Genomic DNA, 18,519 nt, shown 5'->3' on the forward strand with positions numbered 1-18,519 from the left:
TGGAGGAAGTCGGCATGTCATGACTGCCGAGACGGCCAAGAAGCAGCCCCCTCCGCAGCATCGTTCTGTGCAGCGCTTGTCTCGTTACGTGGGTCGATTCACGTCGAAAACCGGCGGCCGAGGGTCGTCCAATAGAGAGGCAAAGACGAGCGTGTCGGTCCATTCGCCCTTGTTCCACCAGTCCTGCCGCAGGTGGGCCTCCTGCTGCATGCCCACGGCAGAGGCGAGCCTCGCTGAGGCCTTGTTGCGGGCATCCATCTGAGCGACCACGCGGTGCAGTCGGTGGTGCTCGAAAGCAATGCGGAGGACCTCGGCGACCGCCTCGCGCGCGAAACCATGGCCGCCATGGGCTGGATGGAGTACCCAGCCGATCTCCGCGACGCAGCGCTCCTTGTCGGTCAGCCACAGCAGGACGTCCCCGATCGGCGTCCCCTCATGCTCGATCACGAGGGCAAGAGCTCCTGGCTCGCCGTCCAAGCGGGTCTTGGTCGCGCGTTCGGTCGCATGTCGAGTGGCATCGTCTGCAGACCAGGGCTCATCCAATAGGAAGCGGGCCACGTCCGGGTTGGAGTAGATGTCATGGAGCCACCCAGCATCAGTCTCGTGATGGGTGCGCAGCTGCAAGCGTGAAGTTGTGAACGGGGGTGTATCGGGCGCGGGAGTAACCATGGCCATAACCTAACATAGTTCGCATAAGGCTGCAAACGGTGTTCAGATAGACTTCTCCTATGAGCTACTGGGAACACCGAAAGCCCGTGCAGCGAACCCGCGCTGTGGATGTTCGCGAGGTGGCCCGCACAGCAGTGGCGCTCCTCGATGTCGGTGGGCTAAGGGCGCTGACCGTGCGGGCTGTCGCGGGTCAGCTCGACGTCGCCCCCGCGAGTCTGTACTCGCGCATCGAGTCAGGCGATGACCTGTTCGACCTCGCACTCGACACCGCACTCGGAGAGGACCCCTCTATGCAGCACGCCGTTCGCGATGCGGAGCTCCCTGGCCTCATGCATGCCTTCTTCCAACATTTGTTACGCCACAGATGGGCCTGCCACGTCATCGGAATGCGCGCCCCGAGAGGACCGCACTACCTTCAACTCTCAGAAAAGATGGTCGTGCTCCTTGGCGAACTCGGCGCCCCGGACCCCCTCGGAGCCGCCTACATGCTGTCCAACTACGTAATCGGCAGTGCGATGACCGCACCCATGTCCGACGACGAACGAGCGGCCCCGGTCGACGCTGACCATGCACCCACCTACGCCCAACTACACCAGCACCACGCCGTTAACGCCGAACAGATCTTCACAACCGGACTCAACACGCTATTGGATCAGACGGCGACGTAAGCGCACCCACGATGTGCTCAGTGCTGCAGCCAGGCAGCTATGTACCCAGGGCCTTGGGTATGCTCGCGGAATAGTCGCGTTTCGGCCGTAGCGATAGGGGAGTGGTCGGCGTCCGACGCTTTTTCTGCTGGACGACTCCCGCGGCAGGAGGGAGTCATAAGACGCTCGTGGAGGTGGCGTAAGTCCGTGGATGATCTCACGGCTGTCTACCTAAGAAACGAGAAGCACGGTATTCCTGTACGTCGCATCTCATCCCGGCGACAGGGCGGCGTCCTCGAAGGGCGGCCTAACCTCCTAGAGCGAGACCTAGATTCGGGAGGTTTGCGATTCAATGCTGCAGAGGGGCAGTCGAAGGATCGTCCCCTCGTTGCCCGGCAAAGCCTCCCGGACAGAAGTTGCGAGTTGTTTTTGACTCTCTGCCCGCACCACAGGCATGCCACCACTGTCGCCCCACGGACTTCGGTTCGGTACTTCGTCGGGCACCGTCTGGTGAGCTTACGGAACTGCTGTGCGGCGTGGGCTTGTTTGGTCCAGCCGACGGCTCGGGCGATGTCACGCACGGGTTGACGGGTCTCGCGCAGGATGCGGGCCATCTCTCGGACCCGTTGGTGGGTTATCCATGTGAAGGGGCTGATGCCGTGGATCTTGGTGAATAGTTGCCCGAGTCCTGGGGGGAGAGGTGTGCGATCGCGGCCAGCTCGGACAGGGTCCAGCGGTGGGAGATGTCTGCACAGACGGCAGCCTCCACGGCGATGACCGTGTCGCCGGGTGCTGTTCGGGAATCACCAAAGTCCCTCACCGAAACTCCTTGTAGGAGTCATGCCGCCTTGGCCGGGCGAGTGCGGCGCGCACTGATGCGAAGCGCGATCGGAATCGCGGCAAGGGCGAGCACGCCGGTGAGGCTGAGAATGGCCGCAACTCCAACATCGGGACTGCCGTCGACGCTGCGTGTTGCGGCAAGAATCGCTGTGCCGATCCCTGCAATCAGGGCCGTGGCAAGGGTCTGTGCCATCTGGATGGTTCCGCTCATCGCTCCGATAGCCGCCGGTTCGGTCTGCGCGAAGGTCTCGGCAGTGGTGGCGTTGTACGCCATGCCCATGCCGAAACCACCGATCGCCCACCCCAAGGTCGCGACACCGATGGGAAGGGCAGTGACAAACAGCGTCGCGGCAATGATCCCGATGCCCAGGCTCAACGTGACCAAGCCGATAATGCTGTCGCCTCGTCGGGTGTGGCTGCCAGTCCGCTGTTCGTGACGACTCTGGGCCATTGAGCCTGCGACCCACACCAGGGCTCCTGCTGCCAGGGTAAGACCCGCCGAGAAAAGGCTCGCGCCTCGCATCTGGGTCATGGCCAACGGGAGGAACACCTCGATGCCAAAGAACGCCAACGACAACACGGCGCGGGTCGCGATCCCCGACGGCACGCCTGGGGCCAATCGAAGTGTTCCTGCTGGCAGCACGTGACGTAGTCCGAGGAACATGCCCGCCAGCCCGACGACCGTGAGCCCTGTGCCCGTGACCCCTCCGCGCTGTTCCAGCCCGAGCAACAGCACGGCAGCAGAGGCAGCTAGCAACACGCTGTAGGCGAGACGCTGACGCATACCGGTTGGAGGCGCGTCCAAGGATGAGCCCAGCTCAGGCAGTCCTCGCGTGGTCATGATCATGGTGACTCCCACGATCGGGATCAATGCGAGGAACAAGGCCCGCCAGCTGGCCGCTTCCATGAGCACGCTGGCCGCAAGCGGTCCGACCAGCGCGGGCACAGTCCACGCCCCCGACAGCAGGGCAAGGGCACGTGACTGCAGCTCCGACGGGTACACCCTGCCGATGAACACGTAGGCCATGCTGAGGATCGCTCCCGCCCCGAAGCCTTGGATGACACGGCCGAGCAGAAACAGCGCCCAGCCCGTCGCGAGGCCGGACACCACGAGTCCTGCGGCAAAGATCCCGAAGCCCGCCAGGTACGGTCCGCGCGGGTTGTGCCGGTCTGCGAGGAAGCCGGCGATCACGGTGTCCGCGACACTGGCCAGCATCAGTGCCGAGACCGCCCACCCTTAGGTGGTCATTCCTCCCAGGTCTGAGGCGATGGCAGGCAGGGCCGTGGTCACGCCCAGCCCGTCGAACGCGACGATGCCCACCGAGACCAGCAGGCCAATGGTGACAAAGCGCAGCCCGGGCGAAAACACACCTTCAGCAGTAGCCGTCATGCGCGGTTCTCCATCGTCTTGTTGTCGGAACTCAACGTCGCCACGGTGAAGTGGTTGTCCTCGCCGGGGTCCTCCAGTTCGTCGACGATGGCGATCGCGAAGTCCGCCGCACTGATGCGAGAGGTTCCGTGCTCGTCCACCAGGAGTGTGTCTGTGCCTCGTTCGTAGTGTCCGGTTCGCGGTCCCGGTTCGAAGAGTGCTGGTGGGCTGACGTACGTCCACCGCTCATGCGGATGCTGCTGACACGCGTTGAACTGCTCTAGGCTCGCCTGCGCGATGGTGCGCCACGCTGCCGGAATGTAGGCGGGGTCGTCGAAGACTCGATGGCCCGGCATGGTGGGGGACCACAGGGGTGCCGATCCGCCCACCACGACCACGCGAACATCATGGATCCGGGCGGCGTCGAGCACGTTCCGGGTGAGGGCAGGCAGAGTGCTCTCCTGGCCCGGCGCGGGGCGGACTGCGACAACGACCGCGTCGGCGTCGCCCAGAGCAGCGGCTACTGAGTCGATGTCTGCGACGTCGACGGCTCGGGATTCGACGTGGGGTGAGGCGTCCTCGCGCGGGTGGCGGGATGCGGCGAGGGCCTGGTGTCCGCGTCGGACGGCTTCGTCGGTGATGGTAGAACCTGCCATGCCCGTGGCTCCGAATATGGCGATCTTCATGCGTTGTCCTTTCGTCGAATGGGTGGTGGAAGTTGCCCCGAGGCCAGGGCGATCAGTGCCGTGGCGAAGCCGACGAGCTGGATCGCGGTGAGCGCTTCTCCCGCGATGAGCGCGCCCAGTGCCGCAGCTGTCAGGGGTGAGAGCAGCCCGAGTAGGGCGGTCGGTGTGACGGGCAGATGGCGGATGCCTGCGAACCAGATCGTGTAGGTCAGCAGCGCCCCGACGAGGCCAAGCCATGCGTATCCGGCGAGCGCGGCGGCGTCGATGCCGGGCGGGATGCCGTCGATCACCAGCGCGGGGAGCAGCAGGATCAGCCCGGCTGCGGTGAGTTGCCATCCCGCGAGCCCGACCGCGTTCACGTTCGCGGGGCGTCCCCACTTCTTGGTGAGCACGACGCCGGTCCCCATCGATATGGCACCCGCGAGGCCGGCCATCACGCCGAGCGGGTCCAGCGCGGCCTCCGGTCCGAGGACCACAAGGCCCACGCCCACCATGCCGACCACGCCCCACAGCAGCCGCCAACCGGAGAGCTTCTCGTGCAGGACCACGACGGCGAGGAACGCGATAACGATCGGCTGCACGGCACTCAAGGTGGCAGCGACCCCACCGGGCAGACGCTGAGCTGCCACGAACAGCAAGGGGAAGAACGCCCCCATGTTCAGTCCGCCGAGCACCAGGCTCTTCCACCACCAGTTGCCCTGGGGGAGCTGGCGGGCAATGGCTAGGGCGATCAGCCCGGGCGGAAGGGTGCGCATCAGCGCGGCGAACACGGGATGTCCCGGTGGGAGCAGGTGGGTGGTGACGATGTAGGTGGTGCCCCAGACCATTGGGGCAAGCGCAGTCGCGGCAATCCAGCCGGTACGTACGGCGGGAGTCGTTGTGCTGTCCGTGCTAGGTGCGATCGTGGTGGTCATGTGATCCACCTTCACACCAACACGATCATGAGTCCAACGCATGTTTGTCATTCCTGGCATGCACATGGATCATGGATGAATGGAGTTGCAGCAGATGCGTTATGCCGTGGCAGTCGCCGAGGAACGGAGTTTCACCCGAGCCGCCGAGCGCTGCTACGTGGTCCAGTCCGCGCTCAGCCACCAGATCAAGGCACTCGAACGGGAGATCGGGATCCAGCTCTTTGCGCGCACCTCACGCCGCGTGGAACTGACCCCGGCGGGGGAGGCCTTCGTGGAGGCAGCACGGCAAAGCCTGGCCGCTGCCGAGCGTGCCGTCGCCGACGCCGCCGCAGCCGGTGGCGAGGTGCGTGGGTCTTTGAGCATCGGGGTGATACCCACCGTCACGGCCGTCGATGTGCCGTACCTGCTCGCGTCATTTCACACCAAGCACCCCGCGGTTCACATCGCGCTACGCACCGGAGGCAGCGAGCAGTTCGTGGGCGATATCCGCTCCGGCCGCCTCGACGTCGCCTTCCTCGGACTGGCCGAATGCATACCCCCGCACGGGGTCACCACCAAGGAGCTCTCGCGAGAATCCCTGGTCGCGGTACTGCCAGCGGCACACCCACTGGCGTCGAGCACGCACGTGACCCTGGAGGACCTCACGCATGAACGGTTCGTCGACTTTCCCAGCGGTACCGCCGGCCGGGCACAGGCCGACCTTGCATTCAGTGCGGCCGGTCTGCAACGCGAGGTGGCGTTCGAGGCGATGACCATCGACCTGATCCTCGGACTCATCCGCAACGGACTGGCAGCCGCTCTCCTGTCCGCCCATGTTGTCCCCGCAGACCACACGCTGTCAGCCATCACCGTGAAGGACGCGCCACGGCGAGTGGAATACCTCGCCTGGAACGACTTCAACCCCAGCCCCGCCACCACCGCGTTCCTCGACGCCGTCACCCTCCATCAATCACAGTGCGCCGAGCACTCCGCGGTCCCAACTGGCGAGTCGCCATCGTGACGTCTACCTGGCGGGAACGCCCACCGTGCAATGCTCACGGCCACTACGGCTACGACACAGAGTCCCGCCGATGACGTGGCAATCCCGACCGGCACCGCTGCCGAGAGGATGAGCCCGCCCACGAAGCCGCCACCGGCGACCGCCAGGTTGAACACGGTGACGAACACGGACTGTGCCGCGTCGGTGTGCACACCTGCGCGATCAGCAAGAGCTGTCTGAAGCAGGACCGGAGCACCACCGAAGCTCAGCCCCCACGCGACCACGAGCACGACGGCCAGCACCACCCCCGCCTCAGGAGCGACCCATCCGTCCGTAGCGACACCCATCGTGGCGATGCACGCCAAGGTGACCAGGCGGAGCGCCCGGTCAATCACCACGCCGACCAGGCCGATCCCCACCATCGATGCCACCCCGAACACAGCAAGGCCCACATCAAGACGCAACCCCGTCTGGTTCAGCAGGGGAGCGACGTAGGTGTAGAGCATGTTGTGGGCGAGAATCCAACAACCGGTCACGCCGAGCACAACCTGCACCCCGGGCAGCCTGACCACCTGCCTCAGCGGGGCCAGTCGTCGAAGAGTGGTCCCCGGGATGTCAGGGACGACGGCCACGATCCACAGCGCGAGCCCCGCGGAAATGATCGAGATCGCAACAAACACCCACTGCCAATCCATGACCGATGCTGCGAACGACCCCAGCGGAACCCCGCCAGCCAAGGCAATCGGCTGCCTGAGACCCGTGACCGCCAGCGCCCGACCCTGCAAGTCCGGAGACACAAGCCCACGCGCATACCCAGTAAGCACACCCCACACCAGCGCAGCCGCGGCACCGGCCACAAACCGAGCCGCGAGGATCGCAGGGAACCACGGCGCGACTGCCGTCACCAAGTTGAACGCCCCCAGCGTCCCCACCGCAACAAGCAACACCTTCTTGCGGCTCACCTGCTGCGTCCACGCGACCAGGGGAATGGCCGCGACGACCGACCCCATGGCATACGCCGTCACCAACTGGCCAGCAGCAGACTCAGACACGCCCAGCCCACGAGCTAGATCTGGCAGCAGACCCGCCGGAATAGTCTCAGTGAAGATCGCGAGGAACCCCGACGCCGAAAGCGCCAGAAGCGCAGCCCACGGCAGACGACCATGGGAGCCAACCGAGCTTCTACTCATCGTGACATCCGGCGCCCGCGCGTCGACGCTGCATGTCAGCCAGCACAGCCCAATCCCGCGCCGCATGGCCGGACGCAATAGCCTCGCTCAACAACTCAGACAGCAAATCACCCAGCGGGAGTCGAAGCCCCACAGCATCTGCCAGATGCCGTGCCAGGTCAACGTCCTTGCGTCCCAGAATCGGGGTGAAACGAGCAGGCTCATAGGAAGCATCCGCGATCAGGGCCCCGTACATCGAGTACACCGGACCAGGAGTAATCGTCGAGGTCAGCACCTCAATCGCCCGGTGGGCATCGCCACCGGAGCGCTCAACGATGCTCACGGCCTCTGCCATCGCCTGAATCGCCGACGCAATCAGAACCTGGCCCGCCACCTTGAGTACGTTCGCCTGCGCAGGATCATCACCCACCGGCCAAAGCGCCGCACTGAACTCTCTCAAGTAGGGACGCGCGAGCTCCACTGCCTCAACACGCCCGGCAATGACGACATTCAGCCGGCCAGCTTCAGCCACCGGAACCCCACCGAACATGGGTGCCGCCACGTACTCCAAGCCTGCCGCAGTATGCGACCGTGCTGCCTCTGCGGCAAGTGACGGGCTGATCGTCGCCAGATTCACGTGCACCGAGCCCGGCTGCATCGCAGACAGGGCCGATGACTCCACGAAGACTTCACGTACCGCAGCGTCGTCAGATAACACCGACAACACCACCGCAGACCCAAAACCTCCCTCAGGACCTGGAGCGGCAGACGCGCCCAAGGCATCACCACCGACACCGTCCACGTCCGGGTGGAACCCACCACCACGCGGGAGAACCTGTATGTCGCGATGACGCGCGGGCGGGAATCGAACCGGGCCTACGTCATCCTCGACCGTCCCGACGATCACGCCACGGCGCATCCGGGCGACAACCCCGAGGCCACCGCCCGCACGGTCCTCTACGGCGTGCTCCAACACAGCGGTGCTGAGCTGTCGGCGCACGAGACCATCACCGCCGAGCAGGAGCGGTGGGGCTCGATCGCTCAACTCGCCGCCGAATACGAAACCATCGCCGCCGCAGCCCAACACGACCGCTGGACCACCCTCGTCACCACCAGCGGCCTCACTACCGACCAAGCGCAAGCCGTCATCGACTCCGACGCCTTCGGCGCCCTGACTGCGGAACTGCGCCGGGCCGAAGCTAACCACCACCACGTCGACACCCTCCTGCCACGCCTCATCAAGGCTCGCGGGTTCGCTGACGCCGACGACATCGCCTCCGTCATCCACCACCGCCTCGCCAACGCCACTGCTCGACCCGCCGGCTCCGGCCGCACCCGACAGGCACCGCGTCTCATTGCCGGGCTGATTCCCGAAGCCGCCGGCCCCATGACCTCCGACATGCAACGGGCTCTGACCGAGCGCTGCCACCTCATCGAAACCCGAGCAGAAGCCGTCCTCGACACCGCCCTGCAGACGCAAGAACCATGGGCTATGGCACTCGGTCCGATACCCGCCGGCGGTCGGGAGCGGCAGCAATGGCGACGCCGCGCCCTGGTCGTCGCCGCCTACCGAGACCGCTACCAGATCACTGACGATGCACCCCTTCGCACCTCACCCGAGTCAGATGCCCAGAAGATCGACGCTGCACGGGCCCGGGCAGCCCTCGACCGATCGCTGAACGTCGCTCGCGTCGAACAAGATCAAGAAGGCTCTCGACGCGCTCGGACGCAGCGCACGGGACCGTCGCTGTGAGCCAGAGTGGGCTTCGGAGCGGCGCGTCCGTTGTGTCGTTCAGCCTGACCCCCGCTGCTCGGGCATGATGGATAGCACCATGACAGTTCGAGTTGGGCCGGTGACACGTATTTCCTGACACCGTACGCCAGGACGGAGGTAGACGTGGCCGCTCCAGAGGTCTCAGTCAACTTGGGGAATGCGACGCCCCGACGCCTGTTGGTGGATTGGGCGAACGGTCAGGACGCATGGGTGCGTCAGATCACCGCTGAAACGATCCTCTCGCGCCAGGCACCGAGCGATGCGTTGTTGGACGTCGCCTACGCCACCTTCCTCGCTGAGAAGGGGCTTGGCGATGGCGAGGCCCCGGAAGTCCCGAAGCTTGAACTTGTCGCTGCGGATGCTGCGGAAGAGGAGACTCTCGAACTCGTGAGTTTGGCGAACATCGAAGGCGTGAATGCACTCGCCGCAGACCAAGAACTTGACTTCGACCCGGAACTGACTGTGCTCTTTGGGCAAAACGGATCGGGGAAGACTGGATATGCACGGATACTGAAGCGCATCTCGGCTGTGCGGACCGCTGAGGATATCCTGCCGAACGCGCACACCGCCTACTTCGACAGCCCGCCGTTGCCCAGCGCCACCATCCAGTACCGACTGTCTGGCACGGACTCCTCGGTGGTGTGGAAGAACGAATCCGGCCTTGCACCATTCACTCGCATCAGCGTCTTTGACGCGAGCACAGTTTCGCTGCACGTTGACAGCGATCTGGGTTACGTCTACACGCCGGCCGAACTCGCACTGTTTGGTCACGTCGCTGCCGGGCTGCAAGGCATTCAACAACGGATCGCAGCCGAGGTCAAGGCCTTGGCGCTGGGGAGCAACCCTCTGTTGTCGAGGTTTACGCGAGGTACGAAGGTGTATCCCGTAATCGAGACCCTGGGCGCTACCACAGACCTCGCGGAGCTTGATGCCCTGGCAACGCTGCCCGAAGGTGCCGAGGCCAACCGCGAGCGTCTCGAAGGTGACATCGCGGCATTGCGTTCCAACTCGCTCGACGCGATTCTCTCCAGCACGCAGGAGACTGGACGTCACCTCAATCGGCTTCAAGGCGTGCTTACAACGGCAATGAACTTCGATGCGGTCGTCTATGAGAAAGCCCGGACGAAACTCCAGGAAGCAGAAGATCGAAGGACGGAAGCGCGAGAGCGACTCTTCAGTCAGGATGAGCTGCCAGGCCCAGCAGATGAGGAATGGCAGGAGTTCATCGTTGCGGGAGACGCGTACCGCCAACACCTTGACCGCGAGCACTATCCAACTGCCGGTGACAAGTGCCTGTACTGCATGCAGGAGCTCAGCCCGACGGCCTTGAATCTGCTGACTCGCTATCGCACATTCCTCGATGAAACGCTAGCCCGTCAGGTCGAGGCCGCGTATACCGAGGTGCGCAACTCCAGCCTCAGGTTCGACGAAGCCGAACTAACCCGCGCGAACGAGTTCGCCACAGAACAGCGGGATGGTGAAGACCCACCGGCATGGGCCGCTCAAGCATGTGAGGTGCTCGCGGCGGCTCGGGCGGCCGCTCAGGATACCGCGAATGGGAAGCCCGTGACTGGAGGCAACCTCCTAGAGAGCGCAGAAACAGTGGCGTCTAGGGTCGCAACCGAACTGGCTACTGTGCAGGCGGCGGTCCAGCAGATGTCGGAGGACAAAGCAAATGCGGCAACCGCGCTCACCGAAAAACAGAAGGAACTTTCAGAGCTCGCTGCACGCATTGAGTTGAACCGGAATATCGTCGCAGCCCGCGAGTATGTCCGACGCGCGCGAAGAGCGCAACAACTCGACAAGCTCTCACGGGTCATCTCAGGCGGCGTGGCGAAGCAGCTCACGGTCCAGTCCAAACTTGCCAGCGAAGACCTCGTGAACAAGAACTTCGAGACGCTGTTCGCAGAGGAGTGCGCTCGCCTCCGAGCGCCTCACGTCGCACTTCGTTTCCAAGGGCGCAGCGGACAGGCGCAACGTAAGAAGGCGGTCGCCTCCTACAAGCCCTCTGCGGTGCTCTCGGAGGGTGAGCAGAAGGTGTTGGCACTGGCCGACTTTCTTGCCGAGAGTCGGATGCGAGGGACCAAAGCACCTCTGATCTTCGATGACCCGGTGACAAGTCTCGACTACCGCAGACTTGATGAGGTTGCTGCACGCATCCAGAATCTCGCCGAGACACATCAGGTCGTTGTCTTGACGCACAACATCATGTTCGCGTCAGCGCTGATGGCGGCTAGGCAGAATAAGAAGCTCAGGACGAGAATCTACGAGGTGCGCGACGGCGGAGAGGCCAAGGGAATCCTGGCTCCGGACGTCGAGCCGAGGCTCGATACGCCAGCCGATCTGGCCAAGCGGATCAACGTCAAACTTCAAGTGATGACGAGCGCTGAGCCGGTGGTGCAGGATGCACTCATCAAAGAGACCTACGACCTCATTCGCGCTTGGTGCGAAGCCTTCGTCGAGCAGGAGCTCCTCCAGAACGTCACACAGCGGTACCGCAAGAACATCATGATGACCCGCCTGTCGAAGATCGACAGCGCTCGGCTCGATGCGGCCGTCGCAGTTATTGAACCCCTTTTCGATCGTGCTTGCGAGCGAATGACCGGACACTCTCACGCTGCCGAGTACATGAGCACCAAGCCGACTGTGAGCGAAGTGCAGGAAGACTGGGAGAAGGCGAAAGCAGCGCGCTTGGCATACATAGCCTGAGCGGCGGATCGGCGTGGAAGCGGCTCACGGGCAGCTACAGAGCGTGGTCGAGTTCGTGCGCGCGCTGGGCGAAGCCCATTGATCCAGAGCGAAGGCTGGCTTCGACCACAACGGTCGCTGCGAGGTCCGCCACCACGGCATCAAGCTCGGCAAGTCGAAGCAGCTCAAGCGCCCTCAGCTCGCGTGGAGACGGTCAGTCACGGCGTCGTCTGGTTTCGTGATCATCGACAGCACCATCCGTGCTGTGCGCTTGTCCTGGACTCGTCGTCAGATGGAAAGCACACCCGGTCGTGGCCTGCGATTCTATCCCCAGTGCCCATCCCACATTGGCTGCCAGCGCCGCTGGCAGCCTCTGGAACCACAGAGGAGCGCCGAGGTCAGGGGCTGCGGCGCCGCCCCCTGCACAGCGACCATCAGGGAATGAGAAACTGAGTCTTCGCTGCTCTCCCCCCAACTTTGCAACAGCACCGAAGAGACAGTCCTCGAGACGATGGGCCGGATTGAGGCGTGCGCGTTGCAGCATGGTTACGATTTCGCCCTTGCCTTGGAGGTTGTAGTTGCCGAATGCGACGGCTTTCATGTGCCGACCGAGGACAAGGACTTTTGCAAATCATCACGCCTCATTGATTCGCGACAGGCGCCTGATCGCGCATCAGTCCTTCGGTGAGCCGAAGCCGTTCCGTTGTGTGCCATCTGTATTCTTGGCGTAGTGGCTTGTACAGAGGCAGGTCTGGAGGAGGAACGTTCATGGGCTTGGGGAGTCACACGCGTCGGAAGTGCTTTATCTCTTATCATCACGACGATGAGTATGAGGTGCAGCAGTTCATTCAGGACTTCGATCATGACCAAGACGTGCTCATCGCGCGCGGCATCGGGGCAAGCATGGCTGGCGACATCATCCACAGCAGTGATGATGACTACATCAAGGATCGGATTCGGGAGAAGTACCTCCGAGACACGTCCGTGACCATCGTTATGGTGGGCAAGTGCACATGGGCGCGGAAGTTCGTTGACTGGGAGGTTGCGGCATCCCTGCGCAACACGGCGACCGCCGTTCGAAGTGGGCTGTTGGCCATCACTCTCCCCTCAGCTGCCGACTACTACGACAAGAAACTACCTGCACGAGTCGGGGACAATGTGGACGGGGAGAACGGATACGCCCGTTGGTGGAAGTATCCTTCCAGTGCCAGTGGCCTTGCAAGCATGATCGAAACCGCATATGAGTGTCGCAGCACGAGGGATTACCTAGTCGACAATTCGCGAGAACTCCGTTCCTACAACTCCTCCTGCTAATGCCTGGACCGCTGACTGATGCTGACCTTCCGGGGTTCTGGCGAGATGCCGACGAGGCGTCAAGGAATGGACAGAAGTGGACTTTGATATACGAGCGTTTGCGCCTGGGCGGGAGTATTCTGGCAGCACTCGGGGCAGTTTTTTCGCTTAACGCTGGAGGCCTTGATCTGGCAGCACTCGTGGTCCTACTCGGTTTCATGGCTGCGCTAATCGCGGAACTTGCCGCATGGTTGCATAAGCCAGCGGAAAGGTGGTACGACGGTCGGGCGCTTGCTGAGTCAGCAAAAACGCTGGCATGGCGCTACGCCGTGGGGGCTGACCCTTTCCCCGTCGCGTTGGATGCGACGGAGGCTTCGAACTTGCTGCGCGAGCGCTTCGCCAAGATTGGTAAAGGGGTATCAGATCGAATCACGATCACCACACCTGGTCCGCTCGTAACCTCTGGGATGCAAGCCTTGCGTGGGGCTGCTTTCGCCGAGCGCCGTGAGGCATATGTAAAGGGTCGCACGGAGGACCAGCAGAGATGGTATGCGAAAAAAGCGGAAGTCAATCGGAAGTGCGCTACTGGCTGGCGTGTTGCGCTCGTGAGCGCCGAGGTAGTCGCCCTTGTGTTCGCTTCTTTGAGGGTATTTGGGGGGTGGGGAGTGGACTTCGCGGGCCTCATGGCTGCTTTCATTATGGCGGGAGCGGCGTGGGCAGCGGTGAAACAGTTCTCGCCGCTCGCCGCGGCCTATTCTATGGCATCAATGGAGCTTGCGATACAGGCCGACAAGTTAAAATCCGTCCCCGAGAATGACTGGCCGTTAGTGGCTGCGGATGCCGAAGAGGCTATCAGTCGTGAGCACACAATGTGGCTAGCATCTAGGACAGGGAAACAGCCGAAGGTGTAATCCGGAAGGCGCTGCATGGGCAGGAGTCCTTCTAATCGATCCCGAGGGGTGGAACCTCTTGGAAGACTCCAACATCTCTGCCTCTAAATGGCCTTGTGAGTCAGAGTGCCTCAGATTCTTTGGTAGTTTCCGGCTGCCTTCGCTCGCCGTTGGCCTTCGAACGTTGTGTGGACTCTCCCCAGAAAGCACAGCAGTATCGAGTGTCCACTTCGGGTGCACGCCAACGTCGATGATGGCCTCTATTACCTGCCTTAGGAATGCGGTATACGACTAGGTCGTTGTGCTCGTATAGCGGGGACGCGGGAGTTGTCTTTGATCCATATTGCGGCATGAGGATCAATGAAGCTTGCCACCATGTAGATGGCGTTATCAACGGAGTTGAGATGTGTGATTTCACGAAGTATATCGCGTTGTTGGACGATTGATTCGTGGTGAGAGCACCTGTTTCTCATTTTGTAGACGATGACTACAAGAGCTTCGAACTGCTGTCTGCTGTTGGGTTTTTGTTTCAAGGCTTTTTCTACCTGAGGCCAGATGCTCGCCTGATAGTGGCTACTTAAAAGGAAGCGCCAGAAGTCAAAGCTGAGTTCAGCGATGATTTTCCCTGGTGGCGCTTCTCTCCCTCCAGCTCGTCTCTTCGCCTTGCGAATGCTCTTTTTTGCTTCATCGCTAAAGTTTATTCGGTCGTTGTCAAACCATCGTTCGTTGTATCTTTTGGTTAGGGTCGTGTGGATGCAGTTTCGGAGGAGCACTTCGAGATGCTCGATGTCAGCGAGATAGGTCTTTGTGAGGTGAGTATTCCAAAGGTAGAGAGCTTCTGGTGAAGGATGGTCGACGTACCGGCTCATTCGCGCAGATGAAAACCACTCAGATAGCGGTGCCGGGGCTGGTTTTGGTGTATTCATTACGGATCTGTGTTAGTCTTAATCCTGAAAGCCCCGGAGCGATCCCTGCACTACGCAAGTAGGAGTAAATCGCCGGGGTTATTGATGTTTTTCGGGTAATTAATTGGGGTTATGCGACAAAATGTGTGTCCGGGGCTGTTACCCCGTGTCGGGGTTAGGTTCCTATCCATCCTTTCTGTACGCCTAGGTTGTGGCTGTACTCGGTTGGGATAGCGTTGTCGTAGAGAGCTGGTCGTCCTGTTTGCTGGTCGGCTTGGTTTTCGTTGCGGGGCGTGGTGTTAACTTTGGCGAGTGCATCGCGCCCCCAGTTTTGTTCTTTGGCTATTTCGGTGGGTGGTCTGGGCTGTTCGGTGTGCAGATGGAGCCACCATTCGAGCATTCTTCTTTGTCGCTCACCTGCTCTTCCGCGGTGTAGTCTTGTCAGTAGTTTGAGCTGTGAATTGATCGCTCCTTCCAGGTGGTTGGTCGTTGATACCCATTCAAATCCGCTGGTCGTTGGCGTATCTGGCGGTTGGAGGAAAGCAAACAACCATTGCTGCCGGGAAAGGTGTGTCAGGCTGTTGTAGGCCTTGCGCACGGATAGGTGCGTGTATTCACGCTTGCCGGTGGTGATGCTGAGTGTCTTTTCGTCCATCCAGCTTCGGTAGACGGTGTTGAATTGTTGCAGGTGGGCGGTCCATTGCGCCGCTTGGCCAATCGTGCGTACGCGTGTGAGGTCGAGTGCAAGCTTGTAGATTGCTTTGCCAGCATCGGTGCGTGGTTGGGAGGTGACGTACCTGCGAACGACGCGTTGGGCATGGACAAGGCATCGTTGGATGTGGGTTGTTGGCCAGGTTCGTTTGATTGCAGAGTACGCACCGCGACCACCATCGAGTACCACCATGAGGGGAGGTTGTAGTGGCTCTAGAAGTTGCTGATAGGCCGCAGTTGTTTCGTATCGTGCCCATACCCAATTGAGAACGTAGTTGCGTGTGGCGGCGATGAGAAGACATCCGGCTCCTGTGTAGGTTCCGTCGATAAAGACCTAGTCGTAGATGCGGAAGTTGTCGCACTCGTGTGGGATATCGATAAACCAGAACGTGCGAAACCTGCGTTCAAGGCTTCGTTTGCTTATCCCTTTTGTATCGGCGGCTTCTTGCATGGATTGTTTGCCGCAGATGCAGTCGATGAAGACCGCGAAATCTGAACTTAGCCGTTTGTCCGGTCGGGAGTGAGACGCTGAAGCGCCGCACTGTTTGTTCTTGCAACGCCAGCGTACCGTGCCTTTTGACGTGGTTCCATTACGTTTGGTTGGCCCGTGACATACCGGGCAGTGAGGTCGGTTTTTGCTCATCCGTTAAGGGAACCGAACCTACTACCACACGACTACAACCAGGTCCGGGATTGAACGACTCCGAGGTATTTATAAGGGGCAGATCATTATAAACCCACCATTTTTGACCAAGGAGCTGGGCAAACACCAGTTCACTGGACACACATTTTGTCGCATAACCCTTCGTGGGGGTTGTGGAGTGTTGGAGTGGGGATTGCGGGTGCAAGTCCTAGATCTGGGCATCGGCTGAAGCGCGGACCGCTGTTTGATAGGGCTGTTCCAGGTAATAGGTCCTGCGGATAAAGCCAGATCGACATTGGGGCCCGAGCCTGACTTTAGTCATGGAGTCGCTTATGTCCTAGGCGTAACTTGCTGATGTTATGGCTATGCGAAACTTGTCGGATTTCCACCAGATATCGAATTGCCTGCAATGCTGTTCAGAGCAGTAGAACTGTGTGTCGGAGGGCATGGCTAGGGTAAATGCATGGGGCCATTACAGACAAAGGGAGAGTTCTGGTCACCTCAGAACCCCGACAAACATGTTGAGGGAACGTTGATCTGGGAGCCAGGCTCTCGGGCGAGAGTTACGCTGAAATCCCGCCTCATTGACGAGCTGGCAAATCCGATAGAGATCTCTACTATGGGGGTGGCGTTAACAAACAGCGGGGACCCGGCTCGGATCGTTGCGGACGGGGTGCCGCGCACATTGCTTGGTGATACCAAGGCGGGACCAGTCACGTGTGTCGACTCATACTTGCAGCACTTACCAAGCAACGTGTTTGACATAGCAGCAATGTTAGAGCAGACCTGGGACCCGTACACCTTAATTGTTGGGGCGCACATGCCAGACGGGAATACTGCGAAACTTAGCGCTGTACGTTTTATCCTCGATAGCTCCGCATGGTGGAGGCAGATGCCAGACTCTGGTAGCGCGGTGAGCGGGGCCGGTGAGATTGTGTGTGAACGAACCGAAGATGGTCTGGTGTGGTTGGAATTTCGACCGTCGTCCACAATGACTCTTCGCTCGTCAGACCGTGTAGTCCATTCGGTGATGACCCTGATGAAGCTGGCCGTAGACGTCGACCTCACACCAATTCGAATCCAAGTCCGTCGTCAAGGTCAGGCAGACTGGCTTGAAGTGAAAAACAAAGGACAGGATTCGGGGATGCTCTCGTCACCAGATCCGAAGAACCTGCTCGCTCCATCGGCGGTAACCTTGAAGCGGCTCGCAAAGTGGCTAGAGATCGAGCAGTCTATGGACGGCCTCGCCGCAGCTGTTGCGAATCCAGTTAAAGGCGAGGCTATGCAGGTCCAGGGACTCGTGGCATGTTCGCTTATCGAGGGAATCCATAAGCGCATTATTGATTCAAGCAAGAGGGACTACGTCAAACGTGTGCGTGACCTACACAGGATAGCAATGCGTATTGACCCCGAGATTACCAGTCCAGTCGAGAATTGGGATGAAGTAGTCAGAAACGCGCGCAATGATCTTGCTCATCACAACACGGGGCGTTCGTTCGACGAGCAGTTCTACAACTGGCTAATTGCGGAAGCATCCGCGATTTGGGTTCTGAGGCTGTGCCTCTTGTCTCATGCAGGGTTCTCCGACCAGGAGATTGCAGACGCGCTCGGCGAACACCAGCGATATCGCTTTTACCGTGAGAACCTTAAAATGCACGTTAAGGAGCGTGAGGCTGAGCTAGCAGCACAAGATGGCGATCTTTCCTGATTTAGGCAGAAAAGCCACTGTAGGTTGGTTGCTGCTACATAAGTTGATGGTCATCAAATATGCAAAGCGGTTGAGTTCAGGTTAAATGTGCAGTTGGGTTCTAGATTAGCCTTCGGCTGCGACAATGAAATGAGGGTGTCTTGAGCGAGAGCATTGCCTACGATGACGCTGAGGAATACACGTTCAGCAAGCTCGGTGGACACCCTCAGCCGCTATCGGGCCAGCACTTGCGGTGGCTAAACTCGGCTTCCTCGCAGATGGCGGATGAGTACGATGAAGTATTCTCACGCCTATCGATGACGACCGGACGAGTCCAGGAATCCGGCATGCAGGTTGAAGCGGCATGGGCCACATTCCTCGAGAGTTGGTTACCGCCACAGTATGAAGTAGTCAAGAATAAGCACATAGTTGGCGAGATTGATAATGGTGAGCCACCCGAAGAGACGACATAGTTGTCCTTCGACCGAGTTATCCGAGATCCCTGCGATCCAAATCGCATATTCTGGTGGGAGGTCTCGCCGCGGCATTCTCAGTGAAATCAACACTTAAGAGTTCGTCGATTCAACAAGCTGCGCAGTCTTGTGCCTGTCTGCAACGCACGTTGGCTCCAAGGGAAGGCACTCCGAGGAAAGAG

17 protein-coding genes and 3 pseudogenes are annotated in these 18,519 nt (G+C 60.8%); 9 read left to right on the top strand and 11 right to left on the bottom strand.

Annotation, left to right across the window (positions count from 1 at the left end; translation table 11 throughout):
• Positions 1-84: 84 nt before the first annotated feature.
• A complete protein-coding gene (locus QP027_RS11770; RefSeq protein ID WP_284825051.1) occupies positions 85-624 on the bottom strand; it encodes a GNAT family N-acetyltransferase in 540 nt (179 codons plus the stop codon).
• Positions 625-728: 104 nt separating this feature from the next.
• On the opposite strand from QP027_RS11770, the gene QP027_RS11775 reads away from it, so the two are divergent.
• Positions 729-1,337: a TetR/AcrR family transcriptional regulator gene (locus tag QP027_RS11775; RefSeq protein ID WP_284825052.1), complete on the top strand. Its 609-nt coding sequence runs from the start codon at positions 729-731 to the stop codon at positions 1,335-1,337.
• A gap of 206 nt (positions 1,338-1,543) precedes the next feature.
• On the opposite strand, the gene QP027_RS12380 is transcribed toward QP027_RS11775, so the two are convergent.
• The 6 genes and pseudogenes from QP027_RS12380 to QP027_RS11800 all read right to left on the bottom strand — a co-directional run bounded on the left by QP027_RS12380 (position 1,544) and on the right by QP027_RS11800 (position 5,125).
• Complete coding sequence (locus QP027_RS12380) at positions 1,544-1,981, bottom strand: helix-turn-helix domain-containing protein (RefSeq protein WP_432418635.1); 438 nt, start codon at positions 1,979-1,981, stop codon at positions 1,544-1,546.
• Positions 1,951-2,136, bottom strand: a complete 186-nt coding sequence (locus QP027_RS11780) for a hypothetical protein (RefSeq protein ID WP_284825054.1) — start codon at positions 2,134-2,136, stop codon at positions 1,951-1,953. The genes QP027_RS12380 and QP027_RS11780 overlap by 31 nt, the downstream gene beginning before the upstream one ends.
• A gap of 18 nt (positions 2,137-2,154) precedes the next feature.
• Positions 2,155-3,381: pseudogene (locus QP027_RS11785) on the bottom strand (MFS transporter); the annotation flags it as partial.
• A 12-nt stretch (positions 3,382-3,393) separates the two neighbouring features.
• Complete coding sequence (locus QP027_RS11790) at positions 3,394-3,546, bottom strand: hypothetical protein (protein WP_284825056.1); 153 nt, start codon at positions 3,544-3,546, stop codon at positions 3,394-3,396.
• A complete protein-coding gene (locus QP027_RS11795) occupies positions 3,543-4,211 on the bottom strand; it encodes an NAD(P)-dependent oxidoreductase (protein ID WP_284825058.1) in 669 nt (222 codons plus the stop codon). The genes QP027_RS11790 and QP027_RS11795 overlap by 4 nt, the downstream gene beginning before the upstream one ends.
• Positions 4,208-5,125, bottom strand: a complete 918-nt coding sequence (locus tag QP027_RS11800) for an EamA family transporter (RefSeq protein ID WP_284825060.1) — start codon at positions 5,123-5,125, stop codon at positions 4,208-4,210. The genes QP027_RS11795 and QP027_RS11800 overlap by 4 nt, the downstream gene beginning before the upstream one ends.
• A gap of 79 nt (positions 5,126-5,204) precedes the next feature.
• On the opposite strand from QP027_RS11800, the gene QP027_RS11805 reads away from it, so the two are divergent.
• Positions 5,205-6,125 carry a LysR family transcriptional regulator gene (locus QP027_RS11805; protein ID WP_284825062.1) on the top strand — a complete coding sequence of 307 codons (921 nt, stop codon included), beginning with the start codon at positions 5,205-5,207 and terminating at the stop codon, positions 6,123-6,125.
• Here the strand turns inward: QP027_RS11805 and QP027_RS11810 are convergent.
• Entirely contained in the window at positions 6,071-7,294 is a 1,224-nt protein-coding gene (locus tag QP027_RS11810) for an MFS transporter (protein ID WP_284825064.1), read from the bottom strand. The two genes, QP027_RS11805 and QP027_RS11810, sit on opposite strands and share 55 nt — an antisense overlap.
• Positions 7,287-8,273: an NAD(P)-dependent oxidoreductase gene (locus QP027_RS11815; RefSeq protein WP_284825065.1), complete on the bottom strand. Its 987-nt coding sequence runs from the start codon at positions 8,271-8,273 to the stop codon at positions 7,287-7,289. Before QP027_RS11815 ends, QP027_RS11810 begins: the two co-directional genes overlap by 8 nt.
• On the opposite strand from QP027_RS11815, the gene QP027_RS11820 reads away from it, so the two are divergent.
• The 4 genes from QP027_RS11820 (at position 8,238) to QP027_RS11835 (ending at position 13,939) form a co-directional block, all read left to right on the top strand.
• The gene (locus QP027_RS11820; RefSeq protein WP_284825066.1) at positions 8,238-9,026 is read left to right on the top strand and encodes a hypothetical protein; all 789 of its coding nucleotides are present in this window, start codon (positions 8,238-8,240) and stop codon (positions 9,024-9,026) included. The genes QP027_RS11815 and QP027_RS11820 overlap by 36 nt on opposite strands.
• A gap of 144 nt (positions 9,027-9,170) precedes the next feature.
• Positions 9,171-11,756: an AAA family ATPase gene (locus QP027_RS11825; protein WP_284825068.1), complete on the top strand. Its 2,586-nt coding sequence runs from the start codon at positions 9,171-9,173 to the stop codon at positions 11,754-11,756.
• A 747-nt stretch (positions 11,757-12,503) separates the two neighbouring features.
• On the top strand, positions 12,504-13,049 hold the full coding sequence (locus QP027_RS11830) for a TIR domain-containing protein (protein ID WP_284825070.1): 546 nt from the start codon (positions 12,504-12,506) through the stop codon (positions 13,047-13,049).
• Positions 13,049-13,939 carry a DUF4231 domain-containing protein gene (locus QP027_RS11835; RefSeq protein WP_284825073.1) on the top strand — a complete coding sequence of 297 codons (891 nt, stop codon included), beginning with the start codon at positions 13,049-13,051 and terminating at the stop codon, positions 13,937-13,939. The genes QP027_RS11830 and QP027_RS11835 overlap by 1 nt, the downstream gene beginning before the upstream one ends.
• A 251-nt stretch (positions 13,940-14,190) precedes the next feature.
• On the opposite strand, the gene QP027_RS11840 is transcribed toward QP027_RS11835, so the two are convergent.
• Together QP027_RS11840 and QP027_RS11845 are read right to left on the bottom strand one after the other, a co-directional pair.
• Complete coding sequence (locus QP027_RS11840; RefSeq protein WP_284825074.1) at positions 14,191-14,844, bottom strand: hypothetical protein; 654 nt, start codon at positions 14,842-14,844, stop codon at positions 14,191-14,193.
• 154 nt (positions 14,845-14,998) lie between these two features.
• Positions 14,999-16,177, bottom strand: a pseudogene (locus QP027_RS11845) (IS1249 family transposase).
• A 463-nt stretch (positions 16,178-16,640) separates the two neighbouring features.
• On the opposite strand from QP027_RS11845, the pseudogene QP027_RS12385 reads away from it, so the two are divergent.
• The 3 genes and pseudogenes from QP027_RS12385 to QP027_RS11855 form a co-directional block, all read left to right on the top strand.
• Positions 16,641-17,057: pseudogene (locus tag QP027_RS12385) on the top strand (ApeA N-terminal domain 1-containing protein); the annotation flags it as partial.
• Positions 17,058-17,168: 111 nt separating this feature from the next.
• Positions 17,169-17,885, top strand: coding sequence for a hypothetical protein (locus tag QP027_RS12325; protein ID WP_349293169.1), 717 nt, complete (start codon positions 17,169-17,171; stop codon positions 17,883-17,885).
• 140 nt (positions 17,886-18,025) lie between these two features.
• Positions 18,026-18,337 carry a hypothetical protein gene (locus tag QP027_RS11855; RefSeq protein ID WP_284825076.1) on the top strand — a complete coding sequence of 104 codons (312 nt, stop codon included), beginning with the start codon at positions 18,026-18,028 and terminating at the stop codon, positions 18,335-18,337.
• Positions 18,338-18,519: the final 182 nt, after the last annotated feature.

The sequence above is a fragment of the Corynebacterium breve genome (assembly GCF_030252165.1).
Taxonomy (GTDB): domain Bacteria; phylum Actinomycetota; class Actinomycetes; order Mycobacteriales; family Mycobacteriaceae; genus Corynebacterium; species Corynebacterium breve.

What these genes read in the sequence shown, in the direction of transcription:
- QP027_RS11775 (WP_284825052.1), top strand. Translation starts at nt 729, where the DNA reads ATGAGCTACTGGGAACACCGAAAGCCCGTGCAGCGAACCCGCGCTGTG.
- QP027_RS11790 (WP_284825056.1), bottom strand. Translation starts at nt 3,546, where the DNA reads ATGACGGCTACTGCTGAAGGTGTGTTTTCGCCCGGGCTGCGCTTTGTC.
- QP027_RS11795 (WP_284825058.1), bottom strand. Translation starts at nt 4,211, where the DNA reads ATGAAGATCGCCATATTCGGAGCCACGGGCATGGCAGGTTCTACCATC.
- QP027_RS11800 (WP_284825060.1), bottom strand. Translation starts at nt 5,125, where the DNA reads ATGACCACCACGATCGCACCTAGCACGGACAGCACAACGACTCCCGCC.
- QP027_RS11805 (WP_284825062.1), top strand. Translation starts at nt 5,205, where the DNA reads ATGGAGTTGCAGCAGATGCGTTATGCCGTGGCAGTCGCCGAGGAACGG.
- QP027_RS11810 (WP_284825064.1), bottom strand. Translation starts at nt 7,294, where the DNA reads ATGAGTAGAAGCTCGGTTGGCTCCCATGGTCGTCTGCCGTGGGCTGCG.
- QP027_RS11830 (WP_284825070.1), top strand. Translation starts at nt 12,504, where the DNA reads ATGGGCTTGGGGAGTCACACGCGTCGGAAGTGCTTTATCTCTTATCAT.
- QP027_RS11835 (WP_284825073.1), top strand. Translation starts at nt 13,049, where the DNA reads ATGCCTGGACCGCTGACTGATGCTGACCTTCCGGGGTTCTGGCGAGAT.
- QP027_RS11840 (WP_284825074.1), bottom strand. Translation starts at nt 14,844, where the DNA reads ATGAATACACCAAAACCAGCCCCGGCACCGCTATCTGAGTGGTTTTCA.
- QP027_RS12325 (WP_349293169.1), top strand. Translation starts at nt 17,169, where the DNA reads ATGACTCTTCGCTCGTCAGACCGTGTAGTCCATTCGGTGATGACCCTG.